The organism is Citrobacter sp. TBCS-14 (genome assembly GCF_005280805.1).
Classification (GTDB): Bacteria; Pseudomonadota; Gammaproteobacteria; order Enterobacterales; family Enterobacteriaceae; genus Citrobacter; species Citrobacter gillenii.
Genome location: NZ_SZWM01000185.1, coordinates 255,098 through 275,526, shown reverse-complemented (window position 1 = coordinate 275,526; position 20,429 = coordinate 255,098). Strand labels below are relative to the sequence as shown.

General features: G+C 52.5%; 20 protein-coding genes. 6 read left to right on the top strand and 14 right to left on the bottom strand.

Features of this window, described 5'->3' with window-relative positions; genetic code table 11:
* Positions 1-6: 6 nt before the first annotated feature.
* Both ybiB and FDX22_RS09965 read left to right on the top strand, forming a co-directional pair.
* Entirely contained in the window at positions 7-975 is a 969-nt protein-coding gene (gene ybiB, locus FDX22_RS09970; RefSeq protein WP_117341672.1) for a DNA-binding protein YbiB, read from the top strand.
* Between the two features lie 182 nt (positions 976-1,157).
* A complete protein-coding gene (locus tag FDX22_RS09965) occupies positions 1,158-2,243 on the top strand; it encodes a malate/lactate/ureidoglycolate dehydrogenase (protein ID WP_146717130.1) in 1,086 nt (361 codons plus the stop codon).
* 94 nt (positions 2,244-2,337) lie between these two features.
* Here FDX22_RS09965 and ybiJ read toward each other — a convergent pair whose 3' ends face one another.
* From ybiJ to mcbA, 5 genes are all read right to left on the bottom strand, one after another.
* Positions 2,338-2,598, bottom strand: a complete 261-nt coding sequence (gene ybiJ / locus FDX22_RS09960) for a DUF1471 family protein YbiJ (protein WP_096757760.1) — start codon at positions 2,596-2,598, stop codon at positions 2,338-2,340.
* Between the two features lie 300 nt (positions 2,599-2,898).
* Positions 2,899-3,165, bottom strand: a complete 267-nt coding sequence (locus tag FDX22_RS09955; RefSeq protein ID WP_115258991.1) for a DksA/TraR family C4-type zinc finger protein — start codon at positions 3,163-3,165, stop codon at positions 2,899-2,901.
* A 76-nt stretch (positions 3,166-3,241) separates the two neighbouring features.
* Positions 3,242-3,919: a PKHD-type hydroxylase YbiX gene (gene ybiX, locus FDX22_RS09950; RefSeq protein WP_146717129.1), complete on the bottom strand. Its 678-nt coding sequence runs from the start codon at positions 3,917-3,919 to the stop codon at positions 3,242-3,244.
* A gap of 43 nt (positions 3,920-3,962) precedes the next feature.
* Positions 3,963-6,248, bottom strand: coding sequence for a catecholate siderophore receptor Fiu (locus FDX22_RS09945; RefSeq protein WP_146717128.1), 2,286 nt, complete (start codon positions 6,246-6,248; stop codon positions 3,963-3,965).
* 288 nt (positions 6,249-6,536) lie between these two features.
* Positions 6,537-6,797, bottom strand: coding sequence for a DUF1471 family periplasmic protein McbA (gene mcbA / locus FDX22_RS09940; RefSeq protein ID WP_096757757.1), 261 nt, complete (start codon positions 6,795-6,797; stop codon positions 6,537-6,539).
* A 211-nt stretch (positions 6,798-7,008) separates the two neighbouring features.
* Between mcbA and rlmF the strand changes: the two genes are divergently transcribed.
* Complete coding sequence (gene rlmF, locus FDX22_RS09935; protein ID WP_096757756.1) at positions 7,009-7,935, top strand: 23S rRNA (adenine(1618)-N(6))-methyltransferase RlmF; 927 nt, start codon at positions 7,009-7,011, stop codon at positions 7,933-7,935.
* On the opposite strand, the gene ybiO is transcribed toward rlmF, so the two are convergent.
* From ybiO to rhtA, 6 genes are all read right to left on the bottom strand, one after another.
* Entirely contained in the window at positions 7,932-10,166 is a 2,235-nt protein-coding gene (gene ybiO, locus FDX22_RS09930; RefSeq protein ID WP_117341676.1) for a mechanosensitive channel protein, read from the bottom strand. The genes rlmF and ybiO overlap by 4 nt on opposite strands.
* Positions 10,167-10,284: 118 nt before the next feature.
* Positions 10,285-11,007: a glutamine ABC transporter ATP-binding protein GlnQ gene (gene glnQ, locus FDX22_RS09925; protein WP_115258988.1), complete on the bottom strand. Its 723-nt coding sequence runs from the start codon at positions 11,005-11,007 to the stop codon at positions 10,285-10,287.
* Complete coding sequence (gene glnP, locus FDX22_RS09920) at positions 11,004-11,663, bottom strand: glutamine ABC transporter permease GlnP (protein ID WP_096757753.1); 660 nt, start codon at positions 11,661-11,663, stop codon at positions 11,004-11,006. Before glnP ends, glnQ begins: the two co-directional genes overlap by 4 nt.
* 137 nt (positions 11,664-11,800) lie before the next feature.
* Complete coding sequence (glnH, locus tag FDX22_RS09915) at positions 11,801-12,547, bottom strand: glutamine ABC transporter substrate-binding protein GlnH (RefSeq protein WP_096757752.1); 747 nt, start codon at positions 12,545-12,547, stop codon at positions 11,801-11,803.
* A 365-nt stretch (positions 12,548-12,912) separates the two neighbouring features.
* Positions 12,913-13,416, bottom strand: coding sequence for a DNA starvation/stationary phase protection protein Dps (dps, locus tag FDX22_RS09910; protein ID WP_096757751.1), 504 nt, complete (start codon positions 13,414-13,416; stop codon positions 12,913-12,915).
* 305 nt (positions 13,417-13,721) lie between these two features.
* On the bottom strand, positions 13,722-14,609 hold the full coding sequence (rhtA, locus tag FDX22_RS09905; RefSeq protein ID WP_146717127.1) for a threonine/homoserine exporter RhtA: 888 nt from the start codon (positions 14,607-14,609) through the stop codon (positions 13,722-13,724).
* Between the two features lie 343 nt (positions 14,610-14,952).
* Between rhtA and ompX the strand changes: the two genes are divergently transcribed.
* Positions 14,953-15,468, top strand: a complete 516-nt coding sequence (gene ompX, locus FDX22_RS09900) for an outer membrane protein OmpX (protein ID WP_096757749.1) — start codon at positions 14,953-14,955, stop codon at positions 15,466-15,468.
* 64 nt (positions 15,469-15,532) lie between these two features.
* On the opposite strand, the gene FDX22_RS09895 is transcribed toward ompX, so the two are convergent.
* Together FDX22_RS09895 and mntS are read right to left on the bottom strand one after the other, a co-directional pair.
* Complete coding sequence (locus tag FDX22_RS09895; RefSeq protein WP_137362404.1) at positions 15,533-17,119, bottom strand: phosphoethanolamine transferase; 1,587 nt, start codon at positions 17,117-17,119, stop codon at positions 15,533-15,535.
* Positions 17,120-17,396: 277 nt separating this feature from the next.
* On the bottom strand, positions 17,397-17,525 hold the full coding sequence (mntS, locus tag FDX22_RS09890) for a manganase accumulation protein MntS (RefSeq protein WP_096757748.1): 129 nt from the start codon (positions 17,523-17,525) through the stop codon (positions 17,397-17,399).
* 186 nt (positions 17,526-17,711) lie between these two features.
* Here mntS and mntR point away from each other — a divergent pair, with 186 nt between their 5' ends.
* The gene (gene mntR / locus FDX22_RS09885; protein WP_096757747.1) at positions 17,712-18,185 is read left to right on the top strand and encodes a manganese-binding transcriptional regulator MntR; all 474 of its coding nucleotides are present in this window, start codon (positions 17,712-17,714) and stop codon (positions 18,183-18,185) included.
* Positions 18,182-19,291, top strand: coding sequence for an anion transporter (locus tag FDX22_RS09880; RefSeq protein ID WP_146717126.1), 1,110 nt, complete (start codon positions 18,182-18,184; stop codon positions 19,289-19,291). The genes mntR and FDX22_RS09880 overlap by 4 nt, the downstream gene beginning before the upstream one ends.
* A 90-nt stretch (positions 19,292-19,381) precedes the next feature.
* Here FDX22_RS09880 and ldtB read toward each other — a convergent pair whose 3' ends face one another.
* On the bottom strand, positions 19,382-20,302 hold the full coding sequence (gene ldtB / locus FDX22_RS09875) for a L,D-transpeptidase (protein ID WP_115258985.1): 921 nt from the start codon (positions 20,300-20,302) through the stop codon (positions 19,382-19,384).
* Between the last annotated feature and the right edge of the window lie 127 nt (positions 20,303-20,429).

Genomic DNA, 20,429 nt, shown 5'->3' with positions numbered 1-20,429 from the left:
TTATCGATGGATTACCGCAAAATCATCAAAGAGATTGGGCGAGGTAAAAATCACGCGCGTGACCTGGACCAGGATACCGCTCGTGGACTGTATACCCACATGTTAAACGGCGACGTGCCTGACCTTGAGATGGGCGGCGTACTGATTGCGCTGCGTATTAAAGGGGAAGGTGAGGCAGAAATGCTGGGCTTTTATGAGGCGATGCAAAACCATACCCTTCGCCTGACGCCGCCCGTTGCCAAACCGATGCCTATCGTCATTCCCAGCTACAACGGTGCGCGCAAGCAGGCTAACCTGACGCCGCTGCTGGCTATTTTGCTGCATAAGCTGGGTTTCCCGGTCGTGGTGCACGGGGTGAGCGAAGATCCAACCCGCGTGCTGACGGAAACCATTTTTGACCTGATGGGGATTGCACCTACCCTGCATGCCGGACAGGCTCAGGCGAAACTTGAGGGACATGAGCCGGTGTTTATCCCAGTGAGTGCGCTGTGCCCGCCGCTGGAGAAACAGCTGGCGATGCGCTGGCGGATGGGCGTACGCAACAGTGCGCATACGCTCGCGAAATTAGCCACGCCGTTTGCTGAAGATGCCGCACTGCGTCTTGCCAGCGTTTCGCACCCGGAGTACGTGTCGCGGGTAGCGAAATTCTTTGGTGATATCGGCGGGCGCGGCCTGCTAATGCACGGCACGGAAGGGGAGGTGTACGCCAACCCACAGCGTTGCCCGCAGATCAGCCTGATAGACCATTCTGGTGTACGAGTGCTGCAGGACCGCCAGAGCGAGATGCCTGACGAGCCAGTGCCGCTGCCGGTGGCAAAAGATCCGGAAACCACCGCGCGCTGGATAGAGCGTTGTCTGGCCGGAAGTGAGCCGGTACCGGCCTCGTTGAGGATTCAGATGGCCTGCTGCCTGGTGGCAACCGGCGAAGTCGCTACGCTGGCTGAAGGATTTACCCGCGTCGACCAGTGCTTCTGATGTACTCATCTCCCCGGCGGGCCTGATTTACAGGTCCGCCCGTTCCCGCCTTTTCTGCTATTCCTGCTATTTCTGCAATGTGAAATTTCTGCACGTTTATTGACCTCCTGAGCGTCGTGGCGCAGCATAGTTTGTTGAAAAATAAGAAACACAACAAACACGCAACATAACAGGAGATAACCATGAACAGTGGACACCGCTTTCATGCGCCTACGCTGCACGCCTTTATTCAGGCCGTTTTTCGTCAGATGGGCAGTGAAGAGCAGGAAGCGCGCTTAGTTGCCGATCATCTGATCGCCGCGAACCTTGCCGGCCACGATTCTCACGGCATTGGCATGATCCCAAGCTATGTTCGTTCCTTTTCGCAGGGACATTTGCAGCTAAACCGCCACGCGAAAGTGGTGAAAGACGCGGGGGCGGTGGTAACGCTTGACGGCGACAGTGCGTTTGGTCAGGTTGCGGCACATGAAGCTATCACGCTGGGAATCGAGAAAGCCCGTCAGTTCGGTATTGCCGCGGTGGCACTACACAATTCCCATCACATCGGACGCATTGGCTATTGGGCAGAGCAATGTGCAGCCGCAGGCTTTGTCTCCGTTCACTTTGTGAATGTGGTCGGAATCCCGATGGTTGCGCCTTTTCAGGGGCGTGACAGCCGGTTTGGCACTAACCCTTTCTGCGCCGTGTTTCCGCGTAAGAATGATTTCCCCCTGCTGCTGGACTATGCGACCAGCGCCATTGCTTTTGGCAAAACGCGCGTTGCGTGGCATAAGGGTGAGCCAGTGGCGCCAGGATGTCTGATTGATGCTGACGGCGTTCCGACTACCGATCCCGCCGTGATGCAGGTGTCTCCGCTGGGCTCGCTGCTTACCTTCGCTCAGCATAAAGGCTATGCGCTGGCGGCAATGTGCGAAATTCTGGGCGGTGCGCTTTCCGGGGGGAAAACTACGCACGAAGACAGTTTGCAGGACAGCGCTGACGCCATCATTAACTGCATGACGACGATCATTCTAAACCCGGAATTATTTGGCGCGCCGGATTGTGACCATCAGGTCGCCGCATTTGCGAAATGGGTCAAAGCGTCGCCGCATGGCGAGGACGCCCCGGTTCTGCTACCGGGTGAGTGGGAAGTGAGTACGCGTGAGGCGCGACTGGCGCAGGGCATCCCGCTGGATGTAGGAAGCTGGCAGGCAATTTGTGAGGCGGCGCAGTTCGTGGGGATGCCGGAGACGGTGTTGCAAGAATTCCGTCATCGGTTGGAACAGTAAGCAAAAAAAAGCCCGTCCAGTGGACGGGCAAACAAAGGGTAACAAACAGGGTCAATGAGGGTTGGAGCATTGGGTCTTGCAGGTAATTCGTCGGTTATTTGTAAATAACCGCAGTGCCGCTCATTTTGTCTTTGCCGACAGCGGACGTAATGCTGTAGCCACTTGCACCTGCAGCGGCAGCTTTTTCAGCCAGTTTGGCTTCCAGGCCATCCAGCGTGCTGGCGCCATCAGCAGATACCACGCCCACTTTATTCATGCTCTGTGCCTGAGTGGAAGTAACAGGCTCGGCAGCGAAAGCGCCAAATGACAGGGTAGACAGGGCGATGGCAGCAACAGCATATTTGATATTTTTCATGATTAATCTCTCGCAGGTTATTCTGTTAGTCAGTGTTTTGTTCGGTAGACGTTGTTTTGTCGATGTGAGAAGTATCACGTTTTTTTAGGTGAGAGAAAATCGAATAGAATTGACGACATCAATCAAAAAAATTGAATGACAAATAACTTATTGAATATTAATAAATTCGGAAGGCGGATTTACAGTTCTTGTCATTGCGATTTACAGAGCCAGCGACAACGGCACATTTTGCTACACTCATCGCGAAAAACCGTGCTCGTAAAGGAAATCGTATGCGCTGAAACTTTTGGTAAAGAAGGGTCAACGTAGCTGGCTGTCTTTCGATCCTCTGCGATTATATCCTGAGTATGCGGTGTTATGTGAATCTTTATCCTGCTGGCAGGCGATGCATAAACGTACCCCAGGTACCGCCTCGCGCCGGGCCTGAGGGATAGGATTGCCACATTCTTCGCATTCATACAGACTTTCACCCGTGGGTAACTCACCACGGGCGCGGGCGACAGCATCTTCAATAGTATTGTTGATCTGTTCGTTCACTGCGTCGTCATTTGCCCATCCGGATGCCATAGCCCCTCCGTACATTCAGTTTGTATAATAATTATAGTGAATGATATGGATGGAAAACGAATGCACAAGCGCACCGTCAGATTTCAGACCATTCGCGTAGCAGATTATGGTAGAGATTGAGCAGCGATGGGATCTCGGCGCTTTCACCGTGGCGTGCCTTCAGGGACTGGATGTTCTTATCCAGTTCAAAGAGCATGGCGCGTTTTTTATCGTCGCGGATCATCGACTGGATCCACATAAACGACGCTATACGAACGCCGCGCGTCACCGGCGTAACGCAATGCAGGCTGCTGGAAGGGTAGAGCACCAGGTCGCCAGCCGGGAGTTTGACCGCATGCTGACCGTAAGTGTCATTGACCCGCAACTCTCCACCCTCATAGCTGTCGGGGTCACTTAAGAATAATGTGGCGGAAAGGTCGGTACGCATCCAGCCGCTTTCCGGGTGGCTACGCACTGCGCCATCAACGTGAAAGCCGTAGGTCTCTGCGTTCTGATAACGATTGAACAACGGCGCGGAGATTGTTTTTGGCAATGCTGCAGCAAAGAACAGCGCGCTGCTGTTCACGGCGGCCAGCACCTCTTTATGTAACGCAACATAGCGCTCGCTCTGCGTATCAACCTGCTGGTTATTTTTGACCTGAGCGCCCTGAGCGCCAGTGGTAGCACGGCCATCTATCCACTCGGCTGAATCCAACTGTTCGCGAAACCAAGCAACGTCCTGCGGCGATAAGACGCCAGGAATGTGGTACATCATCAGTGTTTCTCCTGAAAGTGGGGCTTACGCCCCACGTGATACATCAGAAATGCATATTGGCGGTGAGCAGGAAGGTTCTCGGCTCACCCGGATGGTAACGGTATCCGCTCTTGTTGATCGAGGAGACATAATCGGTGTCAAACAGGTTATAGACGTTAAGCTGGAAATCGAGGTTGCGGTTTACGCGATATCCCAGTTTGGCATCCGCGACCCAGTAGCTTTCAGTAAAGGATGGCGTGCCCACCGCGCCGTCCGCGCCGCGATGCATACTGCCCACGTAGCGTGCGCCTGCGCCAACGGAGATATCATCCGTGGCCTGATACTGACTCCACAGGGTGAATGCATGTTCCGGTGTATACGGCAGGGAGGATGAACCATCCTGAGCGACGTCTTTACCGTTATGGACCGTGGCGCGCTGCTGGGTGTATCCGCCAATCACCTGCCATGCCGGGGTAATGTTGCCGGCTACCGACAGTTCGTACCCTTCAACGCGTTTCTCCCCATACTGGGACCAGGTACCGTCATCGTTCTGCTCGACCTCGTTCTCAATGTCGGTGCGGAAAATCGCAGCGGTTAACAGCAGGCGCTTATCCAGTACTTCCCATTTGGTGCCAATTTCGCTGGTCTTTGCTTTTTGCGGTTTAAAATCAGTACGGTTGGCGCTGTTGCCGGTACCGCTCTGGGCGAGGGCAAAATTGCTGCCACCCGGCGGTTGCTGAGAGACCGCATAGTTAATGTAAATGTTGCCGTTATCTGTCAGATGATAAAGCGCGCCCGCTTTCCAGTTCACCAGATTACCAGACTTAGCGGTATCGACGGTGGTGACCGGCGATCCTTTGGCTACGCCTGCCGGGCAGGCGACAGCACCGCGCCCGGATGCACCGCATGCAGTGGCGCTGTCATACTCGGTGCGATAGTTATCGAGACGAATGCCGCCGTTCAGCTCAAACTCACGGGTAATTTGCAAGGTGTCGAATGCATAAATGCCGAAGGTGTCGGTCTGGCCGTTGGCGTTGGCACCGTTACGGTTTAATCCACCCACGCTGACATTGCTGTTGGGATGGTAAATATTCACCGGCGGTGGCGTGATCGGCACTACGCCGTAGTTGGTCTGCGTTTCACGCGTAAACTCTACGCCGGTGCTGATGTCATGGCCAATGGCGCCGGTATAAAATTTTGAGGTCAGGTTGGTCTGGTTGGTGAGGATTTTGTTGCTGACATCTTTGGTATTGGCCAGACGCGACCAGGTCCACGTGTCTACGCTGCTGGTTGGCTGCGTGATATTTGACGCGCCGCCCATCACCGCCGTCATCAGGTAATCTTGTTTGACTCGTGACCAGCGCGTGGTATTGCGCACGGTGGTGCTGTCGCTCAGATCATGCTCAAAGCGCATCGTCGCGGTATCGGTCGTCGAGTCGTCGTAATCTGAATCGGTGCCATAGAAATTATGCGTATCCACTTTCCCTGAATGATTCAGGGCAGAAGTCCCCGCAGAAGGTGCAGAGTACCCCGGCAGGCCGATGGTGGGAACACCGCCGTCCGGCGTGTTGTGCTGGGTGACGTGCAAGTAGTTCAGATACAGACGATTTTCGGTGCCTAAACCAAAGGCGATGGACGGGGCCACGCCGTAACGTTCATTTTTAACGTTATCGCGTCCGGCATCGTGCGTCTTTTCGCCCATCAGGTTTAATCGTGCGGCGGTGGTCTCGCCAATGGCCTGATTGATGTCCAGCGTACCGCGGCGGAACCAGGCGCTGCCGACGCTGGCAGAGGCATCAATGCCGGAGTCAGTGCGCGGTTGCTTGCTGATCATGTTGATGGAGCCGGTCGGCGCGCTGCGGCCATAATCGGTACCGGAAGGACCTTTAATCACTTCAACTTGTTCGGTATTGAAGGTATCGCGCGTCACGCTGCCAATATCGCGAACGCCGTCGATGTAAATGCTGTTCGAGGTATCGGCCCCACGCATATAAATCGCGTCACCGGTGGTGGAGTTGCCGTTTTCACCGGCGAAAAATGCGCCTACGCCCGGCACGTTCTTTAGCGCATCGGTCAGATTTGTTGCCCCTTGATCCTTAATGACCTGCTCAGAAATCACCGTCATGGTGCGCGTCGTATCAGCAACAGGACGGGAGAATTTCGGATCGGCAGAGTGGGTGGGGGCGTACAGCGACGGTTTGGCGGCTTCTACGACCAGCGTATCTTCTTGTTTCTTATCCTGATCGCCTGCGGCGACTGCCTGAGCGACCGGAGACAGGCCGATGCACAGACCGGCAAAAAAGGTGAGTGAATGGAAACTACTGGACGGCAGGTTGCGATTTTTATCCATGTTAATGAGTAGCTTATTATTTTTTGAGTAGAAGGTTTCACTCGTGCGAAGGGACATCTCTTTGGATGTTACGCCTGCAGGTCTCGCCGTAATGAAATACGTAATTGATAATGATTTTGATAAGCATTATTAATCAGTGCGACTTTTTAGCATTCATTAATTCAAAAATAAATACATTTATTTACATTGGATTCAAAATTCCAACATGATGGTTACAAATTGTGCAGGGAGTACGGAGAGCAAAAAAGAAAACTGCATTCAGGACGAATGCAGTTAGGCTGAGGGAGATTACTTGTAGATAGTTGCGGTACCGTACATCTGATTTTTACCGCCAGCAGCATTAACCACAAAGCCTTTTGCGCCTTGCTCTTTCGCTTTTTCCGCCAGCTTGTCTTCAAGATCGGTCAGGCTTGACGCGCCGGTAGCCGACACGGTTCCGGAAGCCTGTAGCGGGCCGGTGGCAGGACTGGTGTTAGGCGGTGCAGCAAAAGACGCAAATGTCATGCCGGTGAGTACGGTAGCGGCAAGGAGTGTGAGGCATTTCTTCATAATGATATCCTCTGAGAAACAACGGGTAGTGCCTGATAAGTTTAGGACGTCATGGCCGGACGTTTACCGCAAAAAATTGATGGACAACTGAGTGTTTTTTGAACGATTTGTTTTGTGGAAATCCAGCACAAATTATCGATTTTCCGTGCCATGCGTGTTTACCGCGTGGCGTTATGCGGGTATCTTACGCCGCTGTTAATAGGAGAATGTTATGCCCCCCCAGAAACCGGGATTACACCCACGCAACCGCCACAATGGCCGTTACGATCTTGCCACGTTATGCCAGGTTACGCCCGAATTGACGCAATTCCTCACCATTACGCCAGGCGGCGAGCAGAGCGTTGATTTTGCTAACCCATTGGCTGTGAAGGCGCTGAATAAAGCCCTGCTGGCGCATTACTATGCGGTGGCTAATTGGGATATTCCGCAAGGTTACCTGTGCCCACCGGTACCGGGTCGGGCGGATTACATTCATCATCTGGCCGATCTATTGGGCGAAACGACGGGAACTATCCCGGCGAATGCGAGCGTGCTGGACGTCGGCGTTGGGGCAAACTGTATTTATCCGCTGATTGGCGTGCACGAATATGGCTGGCGGTTTACCGGCAGTGAGACCAGCCAGGAAGCATTGAGCAGCGCACTGGCGATCGTTAACGGCAATCCGGGGTTAACCCGTGCTATTCGTCTGCGCCGTCAGAAAGATTTGTCGTCTATCTTCAACGGAATTATTCATAAGAATGAACAGTTCGAAGCGACACTGTGCAATCCGCCGTTCCATGATTCAGCGGCTTCTGCCCGCGCCGGAAGTGAGCGTAAACGTCGTAACCTGGGACAGGACAAAGACGATGCGCTGAACTTTGGTGGGAAACAGGAGGAGCTCTGGTGTGAAGGTGGCGAAGTGGCGTTTATCAAAAAAATGATCGCCGAAAGCCAGGCCTTTGGTCGCCAGGTGATGTGGTTCACCACGCTGGTTTCACGCGGTGAAAATCTGCCACCGCTGTACCACGCCCTGACGGATGTGGGTGCGGTGAAAGTGGTCAAAAAAGAAATGGCCCAGGGGCAAAAGCACAGCCGCTTTATTGCCTGGACCTTTATGGATAACGATCAGCGTCGCCGTTTTATGGCGCGTCAGCGCTAAATCGTCGGTTCTGTCGGCGGCAGCGGATCGGCTGCTGCCGTGGGGCCATTCACCGGTGCGGGCAAAACCTGGTAGGTCTGTACCGGCGCGCGCACGTTGGCCAAATCAAAGTATTTTTTCACCTGACTGTCGAGCGCAAAGCGTACCGCCCACTGCTTCAGCGGTAAGGTGGTGAACGACACCCGCAGCGTAAACGCCGTATTGGTTAACCCGACAATGCCCGCGAATGACGGCTCGCCAATAATGAATCCGCGAATATCTTCTCGTTCCATCACCGCCGTAACGGCATCCTTCAACGCCTGATTGGCTTTATCGGCATCCTCATGGCGGTCCACGTCGTAATTGGCGACGACCGATCCAATACCCCGTACAAAGTTGGCGAAGGTGGTTATCGATGACCACGGGATAATATGGTACGCCCCGGTGTCCTGGCGCACACCGACTGAGCGAATCGACATGCGTTCAACCGTGCCGGTTAGCGGACCGATGGTGACCAAATCACCGGTGTTCATGCCATTTTCAAACTGGATAAAGATCCCGGTAATAATATCTTTTACCAGCGTCTGCGAGCCGAAGGAGATAGCCAGCCCCAGCGCGCCCGCGCCTGCCAGTAACGGGGCAATATTGACCCCAATTTCCGACAACACGATCATGATAGTGATGGTGCTGATAATCACCGCCAGCGCGTTGCGAAACAGTGTCAACAGTGTACGGGTACGTGCGCTGGGCAGGGGCCGGCCGTGGATATCCGAGGTCAGGCGGTTTTCAATCAGGCTGGCGAGCAGGGTCCAGCCGATAGCGGAGAAGAATAAAATCAGCGCGATACGGATCAGAATATCCACCGTTTTTTCTCCCGCGCCGTAATGCAGCCAGTTCCAGAAGTCGAACAGCCCCCAGGCGTTGAGCAGCAACATGATGGCGACACAGACCGTCAGGATCCGCGCGATGCTTAACGCCGTCGACAGCCAACCATTCAGGCGTTTTTGCAATTCCGGATAACTGCGCTGGGTGTGTGGTGAAAGCGTAATGGTTTTGGCGATCCAGCGGGAAAACATGCCAGAAATAAAGGCGGCGATGCCGATAATCACCAGGCTGCGCAGCGTTGCTCCCATCATAAACTTCAGGCTGTTGCCCGGATCAAACAGCGAGAAGAAAAACAGCACGATGAAATAGGCGCTGGCCAGCCAGTGCCAAACCAGCGCAAAGGCGCGGATAAACAGGCTGAAAAAAGCCAGCGACCTTTCTGCCAGACTTTGCAAATGCTCGGTGATCTCTTTCTTGTTCCTGAAGATCAGATACAGCGCCCACAGCGTAATGCACAGCATGATGATGACGTTAGCCATGGCGCCAACCTGTACATTGACCTGATTCGAGACGATGGGCACCACCACGATCAGCCCGTAGCCAATCAGGCTGCTGAGTGAGCTCAGGCGACGATTCCAGTAGCGTGCGCTTGCAGTCTGAATGTTGAACGGACGCAACTCGGCCACTGTCGGGCAAAATATCAGGCGTAAAATGGCCTTAAAGAACTCAATCAACGCGAAGGCATTAAGAAACAAACTTTGCTGGAAAGCGATGGTGCGGCTGCCGGCGTTCATGCGATCGCTTAAGATCTGCCCAACAAACAGCGTCAGGGCCAGCAGCAATAAATCGATGATGAATGCGCCAATAATCATGGCGGGAAGCTGTAACCAGTTGCTGCGGTCACGATTTTTTTGCCGCGCCCATTGCCCCATTTTGCGATACAGCGGCAGCGCACATAAGCGTACCAACCAGTAAAATCCGAACACGGATACCGCCAGCATAAAAAAGTGAGTCAGGGCATTGGTGAACGATTGCGGATTAAAAGTTTTGTGCGGAGCGTCGGTGATATTGCGATAAAGCTGGGCGAATCGGCTGGAGAGAGCTTCACCGTAGTGGCGACTGACATCGGTCACGTTCTCGAGTACCGTTTTTTCTTCCGTCAGCGTGGGAGGGACGATAGTGGGGACCGGTTCAGGAGGCGGCGTTGCCGCTACTTTACGCAGTTGACCTATCAACTCCTGGCGTGAGGCATTATTCTCCAGCACGTCTGCCAGGGCACCGTAGGCGGCTTTTTTTTGCTCAACGTCAGGTTCAGCAGCGGGCTCCGCTGGCGGGCTGGCGGAGGCGGTGGACGTTACGCCGGGTATCGTGACCGCCTGAACGGGGACGCTCAGTAGAAAAAAACAGATGAATAAGATCCACCGCATGACTCCTCCCATGAGAAACAAACACAAAAGGATAAGTATAGATGCCCGGACGGGAGGGTCATGAAATCAGAACATTCTGGGGGAGAACCTCCCTTCGGGGAGAAGGGAGGTGTCAGCATCAGGAAACGTGCTGTAAAAATTCCTGCAGACGCTGGCTGGGCGGATTTTCAATCAAGGTTTGCGGATTACCGTCTTCGGCAATACGGCCCTTATCAATGAAGATCAGGCGTGAGGCCACTTTTTCGGCAAAGCCGATTTCGTGGGTCACAATCACCATCGTCATACCTTCTTCCGCCAGATCCTGCATGACTTTCAGCACTTCGTGACGCAGTTCCGGGTCAAGGGCTGAGGTCGGCTCATCAAACAGCATCATTTTTGGCTTCACCGCCAGCGCACGGGCGATCGCCACACGCTGTTGCTGGCCGCCTGAAAGCTCAGAAGGGTAGTGATGCGCACGCTCGGCGAGGCCCACTTTAGCCAGTAACTCTTTGGCCTGTTTCTCAGCCTGATCTTTCTTCGCCCCGCGCACGCGCAGCGGCCCAAACATGACATTCTCCAGCGCGGTCAGGTGTGGGAACAGATAGAACTGCTGGAATACCATCCCGGCTTCCTGGCGAATTAACCGCTCGTCGACCTTCGGATCGTTGACCTTCAGACCATCGACAATCAGTTCGCCGGAGGTTATCTCTTCCAGCTTGTTAATGCAGCGCAGCAGGGTCGACTTACCGGAGCCGGAAGGCCCGATAATCACCACGACTTCGCCCTGACCAATATTCAGATCGATGTTATGCAGCACCTGGGTAGGACCAAAATGCTTAGAGACGTTTTTAAATTCAATCACAGGATTTTCATCCTTCTTTCCAGACGACGCAGAACGAAGCTCAGCACCAGCGTAATAATCAGATAGAACACCGCAACGGCGCTCCAGATTTCCAGTGCGCGGAAGTTACCGGCAATGATTTCCTGACCCTGACGGGTCAGTTCAGCGACGCCAATGACAATAAACAGTGAGGTATCTTTAATGCTGATGATCCACTGGTTACCCAGCGGTGGCAGCATACGACGCAGCGCGAGCGGTAAAATGACGTGACGAATAGTCTCTGTGCGTGAGAGACCCAGCGCCAGCCCGGCTTCGCTGAAACCTTTATGAATTGAGAGCACTGCGCCACGGGTGATTTCCGCGATGTAGGCACCGGAGTTAATCATGATGGTGACGACGGCGGCGCTGAAAGGATCAATGCGTAAGTCGTTAAACGCCATCGGCAGGGCGAAGTAAATAAACATCACCTGCACAACAATGGGGGTGCCGCGGATGACTTCGATAAATACCAGCGCAACGTGGTTGGCTATCCAACCGCCGAAGGTACGTGCAAAACCTGCTGCCAGCCCGATTACCAGGCCGCCAGCCAGACCGAGGACCGAAATCCACAGGGTCATTTTGGCGCCTTCAATCAAGAGCGGAATGGCGGGCCAAATGGCACTCCAGTCAAACTGCATATGTCGTTCCTGTTACCGTGGTGTAAATATTCAAATGCCTGTTTTGCCGGATGCGCCAGGCTTATCCGGCCTACAGGTCTCAAATCTGCTGGTGTAGGCCCGGTAAGCTTCGCGCTACCGGGCAACATCGCGAGTTATTATTTAGGTTCAGTACCGAACCATTTTTTGTAGATTTCGTTGTATGTGCCGTTCTCTTTCAGCGTTTTCAGCGCGCCGTTCACTTTCTCACGCAGTTCGTCGCTGCCTTTCGGGAAGGCAATACCGTACTGTTGGGCTTCCAGAGAATCGCCTACGGCTTTGAACTGGCCGTTGCCCGCAGTTTTGATGAAGTAAAGAATGTTTGGTGTGTCGTGCAGGACGGCATCTGCGCGGTTAGTGCCCAGTTCCATATACGCGTTATCGATGTTCGGGAACTGACGCAGATCTTTGGTTTTGATGTTTGCTTTCGCGTAATCGACAGAACCGGTTCCGCCTTTAACCGCAACCACTTTGCCATCCAGATCTTTCACGCTTTTCACGTCGTTATTGTTAGCTTTAACCATCACTAACAGGCCGCTTTTGTAGTAGCCGTCAGAGAAGTCGATCGCTTTTTTACGTTCTTCGGTGATGGTGATACCTGCCAGCGCCAAATCGATATTTTTGGTTTGCAGCGCAGGGATGATGCCGCTGAAATCCATCGGTTTCAGTTCATAATCCAGCTTCAGCTCTTTGGCCACGGCAGCCCACAGATCCACATCAAAACCGACGTATTTGTCACCCTGCTTGAATTCAAACGGAACAAAAGCGGTGTCAGTTGCGACAACGAGTTTCTTATCCGCGGCATGAGAAGACACCGCAAAAGCCAGGGTAAGTGCAGCCAGTGAAACTTTTAATACAGACTTCATAGGATTTCCTTTTATATCCACGGGGCGATCCCCTGCGAGAACATATGTCTTAATGAAATAATCGTGCCAATTTTGCAACTTATTGTTTTAACAAGAAGGTGTTACGTTTTGCTGCACAATAAGTAGGGCAAAGTGGGCAGCCTGCACCGTTTCGGGGCACTCATTTGGTGCGTGAAGGGGGCGGCACAAACGATATGACTATTTAGCGTAAAAATTGTTGATAAAACAATCTTTCGTTAACGATTGTGTGAGGTGATTATTACAAATATTTTACTTTACAGTGATAATCGATCAATGTTATGCACTAAAAAAGTGCAAAACCCCCGCCGGAGCGAGGGTTATATAGGAATTTCTTATCATGACCGTTATTCGATGTTGGCTTCGATAAACCACAAGAATTTGTCGAGATCGCGTGACGCAGCGGTGAAAATATCGGCGGTATCTTCATCTTTGGCTTCGCTAATAGCTTTACGCACGCTGTTAGCGACCACGGCATAGCGTTCAGCCAGCTCTTTTAAGTGGTCCTGCACGCTGTGAATATCCAGCGGGTAACTTTTCAGCGACGTTTTGCTGTTAATAACCTGCGTTGTCCCCAGCGCTACGCCACCTAACTGCACGGCGCGCTCGGCCATGGTGTCGAGGTGGTCGGTTAACGCGGTACGAAAGCCATCCAGCATTTCATGTACGGCAATAAAATTAGCGCCGCGCATGTTCCAGTGCGCTTGTTTGGTGATGAGTGACAGGTCGATGAACTGGATCACCTGCTGATTCAACAGCTCCACGGTCGCTTTCTTATCACTGTCGGATACATCGTTACGGGTATAAAGAAGGGGGGATGCTTTTGTTTTTACCAGTTTTGCGGTACTCATAATCTCATATCCTCTTGATATCTATGTCCCAGGTCATTCAACGAGAGTAAGTATAGACCTAAAATTAGTTTTAATTTTCTGGTCTTACCTATCACTTTAATAGTGAACAGGATGGGGAAATATAAATATTCAATTGGATCATATGCATAAGTGCAATTGTAATCTGTTGTCAGCTATTTTTTCTGGATGTTTATATTCGTAGGAAATAGGAGTTGAGAAACAATGGCGGTATAAGAATAATAATCACTGAGATAAACAAAAGGCTATTCTGCATGATTATGCAAACCATGCAGAATAACGGCAGGTTAATTCACGTCAAGTTGCTTAATTTGTGGCTCTTTACGGATGGTGAGCGTAGAGCCCATTGACGCGGCAATAATGGCTCCCAGCGCCAGCATTTGTACCATCGTCAGCGTTTCTCCGAGGAAGATCATGCCGGAAACAGCCGCCAGCGCAGGCTCCATGCTCATCAGCGTGCCAAAAGTGCGCGTAGGCAGGCGCGTTAAGGCGATCATTTCCAGCGAATAGGGCAGCGCCGTAGAGAGGATGGCGACCGCTAAGCCCAATGGCAGAATCGACCAGTGCCACAGTGCATCTCCGGCCTGAATCGCGCCCAGCGGCACGAAAATGATCGCTGCAATCAGCGACCCTACCGCCACGGTTGCCGGGCCATGCTCTTCACCAGCACGCTGGCCGGTAAGAATATAGACTGCCCAGCAGGCACCTGCGCCCAGCGCCAACGAGGCACCGGTTAAGTCAACGTGCGACACGTCCTGACCCAACGGCAGCAGGAACCAGAGCCCGAGTACGGCCAGTGCGACCCAAATGAAATCCACTGGGCGTCGGGAAGAGAACAGCGCGACTGCCAGCGGTCCGGTGAACTCCAGCGCCACGGCAATACCGAGCGGGACGGTCTGAATCGACAGGTAGAAGAGATAGTTCATCCCACCCAGCGACAGACCATAAAACAGCAGAGGAAGACGCTGCTCTTTGGCAAAGCGTAACCGCCAGGGTTTAAAGAATGCGATGAGGATTAGCGTTCCCAGTGCCAGACGTAGCGCGGTTACGCCTGGTGCGCCGACAACAGGGAATAGCGACTTCGCCAGTGATGCTCCGCTTTGTATAGAGGACATTGCAATCAGCAGAACCAAAATAGGTAACCAGACTGGCGTTTTACGTGACGACCCCAGCATCCTTTCTCCTGTCAATTTAAGTAAAAGAGCGAGTGTACTGGAAATACACGCAGGTGGTTGAGTATTCGTTGAAAAAAAAACTGCACAGATCCGTACAATGGCCTGAAAGTGATGGATTAATAATCTGCGTGATTAGGAATTTTCCGGATGAATGTGCCGTATTGTGCGCGCAATAATGGCATTATTCGTTATAAAAGTGATGTTAATTGAAAGAGATAGCGGGTGTTTGAAATGTTCTGTTACATGAAAACCCCCGTTAGACATCGCTAATCGCAAAGAGTTTCCCATCAATTTTTGGTATATTTAAAACTTAAGATTTACTTGAAGCACATTTGAGGTGGTTATGAAAAAAATTGCATGTCTTTCAGCACTGGCCGCTGTTCTGGCTTTCTCCGCAGGTTCCGCTGTTGCGTCTACTTCTACCGTGACCGGTGGTTATGCTCAGAGCGATGCTCAGGGCGCTGCGAACAAAATGAACGGTTTTAACCTGAAGTATCGCTACGAGCAGGACAACAACCCGCTGGGCGTAATCGGTTCTTTCACTTACACTGAAAAAGATCGTACCGATGCTTCTGGCGACTACAACAAAACCCAATACTACGGCATCACTGCAGGTCCTGCTTACCGTCTGAACGACTGGGCAAGCATCTACGGCGTTGTTGGTGTTGGCTACGGTAAATTCCAGAACGCAGCATCTCCTGCTGACAACCACAGCACCAGCGACTACGGTTTCTCTTACGGTGCGGGCCTGCAGTTCAACCCGATCGAAAACGTTGCTCTGGACTTCTCTTACGAGCAGAGCCGTATTCGTAGCGTTGACGTTGGCACCTGGATTGCTGGCGTGGGTTACCGCTTCTAATCACTTCGGTGATATGAAAAATCCGCCTCGAGGGGCGGATTTTTTTTGTCTGTGATTTGCACGGTTAGCGTGATTTGGTCTCGAAGATATCGGTACCAAGATGGTTGTAGTCCACCTTCTGTAATTTAAAGTTGGTGATATACACCGGTCCGGCTTTTTTCTCCGAGATAAAGCGGTAGCGGTTGGTAATTTCTTTCGCGCTGATCCCGGTCCACTGTGAGAAAAAGCTCAGGAAGTCATTCGCGGAACGACGGGCTTTAATCACTCGGTGTGCTTTATCGTCGCTGGATATCACCATAAACGGCACCTGGAAATTCTGCTGGAACTGATCGTCGTGTGCCAAATACTGCACTTCTTTACCGCGTTCTTTAAAGGCGAGCCCATGATCGGAGAAGTAAACCATCGAGAAGCTGTCGCCGCTGTTACGCAGCTGATCGTAGAGCTGGCGCAGCAGGTCGTCGGTCTGCTTCATGGTGTACAGATAACACGATGTCTCTCTCGACTGAACGAAGGTCTCGTATTTTCCCTGGGTACGATCGCAGGCCTGCGGATGCGAACCCATCAAGTGCAGCACGATGAGCTGGGGTTGAGTTCGCTCCGTTTCTAACACCTGAGCAGTCATCTTCAACAGCGCTTCATCGCGGGTGTTCTTATCGGCTTCGAAGTCACCGTTTTTCAGGAAATGAACTTCGTCAGCGCGTTTGGCGATACTGGCGATTGCCGTATCGTATTCACCGATCTGTCCCTGGTTAGAGAACCACCATGTCTGGAATCCGGCGCGGTTGGCGAGGGTGACAAAGTTATCCTGGAACTGCGGCTTATCATCGACCACCCGATTCAGCGTTAAGCCAAGTGATTTCTGCGTTGATCCGCTGGCCGCGATGTAATCTGCAAAAATATAGCCGTTAACGCTGCTGGCAAACGGTGTGTTGTCCCAGTGGCCGCCAAACGCGCCTAGCGCATCACGACGGGCGCTTTCACCAATCACCACGACATAGGTGTGGTACTTAGGTTTCACCGCCGTCACAGTCCAGGTGTCTTTAACGCTCGCCAGCTTCGCCATGCGGTCTTGTTCATCAAGAACCTCGTAATTATTGACGATAACGTCCTTGGCAAAGCGAAACACCGGATAGCCGGTATCTTTTAATTTGAAGACGCCGCCCCAGGCGAGGTTTTGCACCGGCGTCACAAAAAACGCCACGATGCTGACCAGCAAACACAGACTGTCGAATTTATTCCAGCGGCGTTTCGTCGCGACTTTTTTACGCCGTACGGCGAGCACGCCGAGGGCAAAGATAAACACGCCAACCAGGTAGTTGTACCAGGGGAAGATGGTCAGGATTTCGGTGGACTCTTCCATGTTGGTCGAGTGCAGCGCCAGCAGGGTATTGAAGTTGGGCGAGCCGTAAGCCTGACCAAATGGAAAATACATTGCTGCAATCAGTGAACAAATGCCGATCAGCGTTTTTTGCGTGCGCGGTGCATATTGCCACAACAGCAGCAGTATGCAGGTAAAGGCGACGCTATAAAGCAGGCTAAGCGGGTAGCCCAGTGCGAGGTTGATCAGCAGAGACTGTAAGAAATAAAAGCCAGTCCACGGGCTTAGCACCCGGCTACGAGCAATAAGCGAATCTTTGAGGGTTAAATTCATATGCCACTGTTGCAAAAACGCCATGTGCTTACCCTGGCGCAAAGGGTCATTGCCTGCCTGAGAGAGCGAGAAGAGGGATGAGGTCCGCATCTGCGAGCCGCAATATACGCAGGGCTGCGAAAAGATAGAGTGTGTACGGGAGAAGGTCAACTACTACAAAGAAAATGTTTTGCGAAGGGGATGGCAAAACGGACAAAAAGAAGGGTTATTGGGAGAAAAACTGACCACCGTATCGAGGAGACGGCAGGAAAAAGAAGCGGCGTACCGCGACGCCGCATTATTTTCCGGAAGGTTTATCCTGCTCCGGTTTGCCGTTGATCATGTCGCACAGCATCGCGATCAGCATTAACCGTACTTTAAAGGGAGAGTGACTAAACACGCGCATACACCTCTTGAATTCATTCATATGAACCTCCTGACTTCACATTCCCATCAGTCCTTGAGGGATGTCTTTATTATATACAGATATAGCACAGGCTATATTATATAGCTATTGCTAAAACGTTAAATTTTTGTGCCCAAGCAACTCTGGTTTACAATGGCCGCTCTCTAATCAGATGCTGTTAACGCGTCACAGGAACGAGGAAGCAGAATGAGTCGTCGCGCAGGTATGCCAACAACAAAAAAAGTGACGCAATTGGTGAATGTTGAGGAACATGTTGAAGGGTTTCGTCAGGTCAGGGAGGCACACCGACGTGAACTGATCGATGATTACGTGGAGCTGATTTCCGATCTCATTATTGAGGTGGGAGAAGCGCGTCAGGTGGATATGGCCGCCAGGCTTGGCGTTTCCCAGCCCACCGTCGCTAAGATGCTCAAGCGTCTTGCTTCTGTGGGGTTGATTGAAATGATCCCATGGCGCGGGGTGTTCTTAACCGCAGAAGGCGAGAAGTTGGCGCAGGAGAGTCGCGAGCGTCATCAGATCGTCGAAAATTTCTTGCTAATGTTAGGCATCAGCCCGGAAATCGCCCGCCGCGATGCGGAAGGGATGGAACACCACGTGAGCAAGGAAACGCTGGAGGCGTTTAGCCGGTTTACCCAACAGCAAGGCACCGACTCTGAATGAGTTTTCCTTTATTACGCGCATTGCAGCGCGATCGTTTTTTCCAGCTACTCATTATTATCGGGTGTGTACTGAGTCTGTTCGCGCCGTTTGCGCCCCGGAACTGGCCGGGGGCCATTGACTGGCACACGATTATTACGCTCGCAGGGCTGATGCTTCTGACCAAAGGTGTGGAGCTAAGCGGTTATTTTGATGTGCTAGGCCGCAAGATGACCCGCCGCTTTAAAACAGAACGTCAGCTGGCGATATTTATGGTGCTGGCGGCGGCGTTACTGTCGACGTTTCTGACCAACGATGTTGCCCTGTTTATTGTGGTTCCGCTCACCATCACCCTGAAAAAACTGTGCGCGATCCCGGTGAATCGTCTGATTATTTTTGAGGCACTGGCGGTCAACGCTGGATCGCTGCTGACGCCGATCGGTAATCCGCAGAACATCCTGATGTGGGGGCGATCCGGGCTGTCATTTACCGCGTTTACCTGGCAAATGGCGCCGCTCGCCGGTGCGATGATGCTAACGCTGGTGGCGCTGTGCTGGTTTAGTTTTCCGCGTAAAGCGTTGCACTATCATACCGGCACGTCTGCACCTGACTGGCAACCCCGACTGGTGTGGAGTTGCCTGGCATTGTATCTGGTCTTTTTAACGACGCTGGAACTCAAGCTTGAGCTTTGGGGGCTAGGGATTGTCGCTGCAGGCTTTATGGTGCTGGCTCGCCGTGTGATCTTAAGTGTGGACTGGACGCTGCTGCTGGTGTTTATGGCGATGTTTATCGATGTGCATCTGTTGACACAGTTACCTGTACTCGGGGGCATTTCGGGCCACGTTGGTACGCTTTCGCAACCCGGTCTATGGTTGACGGCAATCGGCCTGTCGCAATTTATCAGTAATGTGCCCAGCACTATTTTGCTGCTGAACTACGTCCCGCCAACGGTATTGCTGGCTTGGGCGGTCAATATTGGTGGTTTTGGACTGTTACCGGGATCGCTGGCGAACCTTATTGCCTTACGCATGGCAAACGATCGACGTATCTGGTGGCGTTTTCATTGGTATTCGGTGCCGATGCTGATCTGGGCGGCGCTGGTGGGATATGGTTTGCTGCAGATGATGTGAGGATTATGCCCGATGGCGCTAGCGCTTATCGGGCCTACTTAATCTGTAGGCCGGATAAGGCGACAGCCGCCATCCGGCATTTTTTGATGCTTAGTTCAGACGAACCGGCATACCAGAACGGTTCTGGACTGCCTGCTCAACGACGGCTTGGTCGACATCCGGCTGAGCGGTGATGCTCTTAATGCTCTTGGTCAACGTAATCGGTACGATTTCCCCGCCTTCGAACTGTTCTTCGGTAGTAGACAGTGGGTTATGCACCTCAATATAGCGACTGCCGTCTGGCTCGGTCGTCGCTTTTACCGGTTCATCGATAAACTGGACGCGCGTGCCGACTGGAACGTTTTCAAACAGGAACTTGATATCTTCATTACGCAGACGCACGCAGCCGTGGCTGACGCGTAAGCCAACACCGAAGTTCGCGTTGGTCCCGTGGATGGCATACAGGCGACCGATATACAGTGCGTACAGACCCATCGGGTTATCCGGACCGGCCGGAACAACGGCTGGCAGCGGTTCGCCCGCAGCGCGGTATTCTGCGTGCATCTTGGCAGTTGGCGTCCATGTCGGACCGGCTTTCTTACGTTCAACTTTGGTGGTCCAGTTAACCGGCGTGTCTTTACCTAACTGGCCGATACCAATCGGTAAAACGATCACGGTGTTGGTGCCTTTCGGGTAGTAGTACAGACGCATTTCAGCGCTGTTGATAACAATACCTTCATGCACGGTATCCGGCAGGATCAGCTGCTGAGGAATGTTCAGCACGGTGCCGCCCTTCGGCAGGAAGGTATCCACGCCCGGGTTGGCTTCCAGCATGTTGGACAGACCCATCTGGTATTCAGCCGCATAGTACTCCAGCGGTTGGGTGTTGCCTTCAGGAATGGTGATGACCTGGTTCTGGCCAATCAAACGGCTACCATCGGTAGGCAGCGGGTACGTGACGGCTGAGGCAGTGTTACAAAAACCAACTACTGCGAGCGCCGCCGCGAAAAGCGTTGTCAATTTCATATTCATTTTTGCGAGATTCTGAAGCCAAGCAGGCTAGTGGGTTGAGATTTATGTAGTGTTGGGCACGCATTATATGTGCATTCGGAGCAACAAGGAATTCGGATGTGTACTAAATCACATTTTTTTCCCTTTG

What these genes read in the sequence shown, in the direction of transcription:
- ybiB (WP_117341672.1), top strand. Translation starts at nt 7, where the DNA reads ATGGATTACCGCAAAATCATCAAAGAGATTGGGCGAGGTAAAAATCAC.
- FDX22_RS09965 (WP_146717130.1), top strand. Translation starts at nt 1,158, where the DNA reads ATGAACAGTGGACACCGCTTTCATGCGCCTACGCTGCACGCCTTTATT.
- ybiJ (WP_096757760.1), bottom strand. Translation starts at nt 2,598, where the DNA reads ATGAAAAATATCAAATATGCTGTTGCTGCCATCGCCCTGTCTACCCTG.
- FDX22_RS09955 (WP_115258991.1), bottom strand. Translation starts at nt 3,165, where the DNA reads ATGGCATCCGGATGGGCAAATGACGACGCAGTGAACGAACAGATCAAC.
- ybiX (WP_146717129.1), bottom strand. Translation starts at nt 3,919, where the DNA reads ATGATGTACCACATTCCTGGCGTCTTATCGCCGCAGGACGTTGCTTGG.
- FDX22_RS09945 (WP_146717128.1), bottom strand. Translation starts at nt 6,248, where the DNA reads ATGGATAAAAATCGCAACCTGCCGTCCAGTAGTTTCCATTCACTCACC.
- mcbA (WP_096757757.1), bottom strand. Translation starts at nt 6,797, where the DNA reads ATGAAGAAATGCCTCACACTCCTTGCCGCTACCGTACTCACCGGCATG.
- rlmF (WP_096757756.1), top strand. Translation starts at nt 7,009, where the DNA reads ATGCCCCCCCAGAAACCGGGATTACACCCACGCAACCGCCACAATGGC.
- ybiO (WP_117341676.1), bottom strand. Translation starts at nt 10,166, where the DNA reads ATGCGGTGGATCTTATTCATCTGTTTTTTTCTACTGAGCGTCCCCGTT.
- glnP (WP_096757753.1), bottom strand. Translation starts at nt 11,663, where the DNA reads ATGCAGTTTGACTGGAGTGCCATTTGGCCCGCCATTCCGCTCTTGATT.
- glnH (WP_096757752.1), bottom strand. Translation starts at nt 12,547, where the DNA reads ATGAAGTCTGTATTAAAAGTTTCACTGGCTGCACTTACCCTGGCTTTT.
- dps (WP_096757751.1), bottom strand. Translation starts at nt 13,416, where the DNA reads ATGAGTACCGCAAAACTGGTAAAAACAAAAGCATCCCCCCTTCTTTAT.
- rhtA (WP_146717127.1), bottom strand. Translation starts at nt 14,609, where the DNA reads ATGCTGGGGTCGTCACGTAAAACGCCAGTCTGGTTACCTATTTTGGTT.
- ompX (WP_096757749.1), top strand. Translation starts at nt 14,953, where the DNA reads ATGAAAAAAATTGCATGTCTTTCAGCACTGGCCGCTGTTCTGGCTTTC.
- FDX22_RS09895 (WP_137362404.1), bottom strand. Translation starts at nt 17,119, where the DNA reads ATGAATTTAACCCTCAAAGATTCGCTTATTGCTCGTAGCCGGGTGCTA.
- mntS (WP_096757748.1), bottom strand. Translation starts at nt 17,525, where the DNA reads ATGAATGAATTCAAGAGGTGTATGCGCGTGTTTAGTCACTCTCCCTTT.
- mntR (WP_096757747.1), top strand. Translation starts at nt 17,712, where the DNA reads ATGAGTCGTCGCGCAGGTATGCCAACAACAAAAAAAGTGACGCAATTG.
- FDX22_RS09880 (WP_146717126.1), top strand. Translation starts at nt 18,182, where the DNA reads ATGAGTTTTCCTTTATTACGCGCATTGCAGCGCGATCGTTTTTTCCAG.
- ldtB (WP_115258985.1), bottom strand. Translation starts at nt 20,302, where the DNA reads ATGAATATGAAATTGACAACGCTTTTCGCGGCGGCGCTCGCAGTAGTT.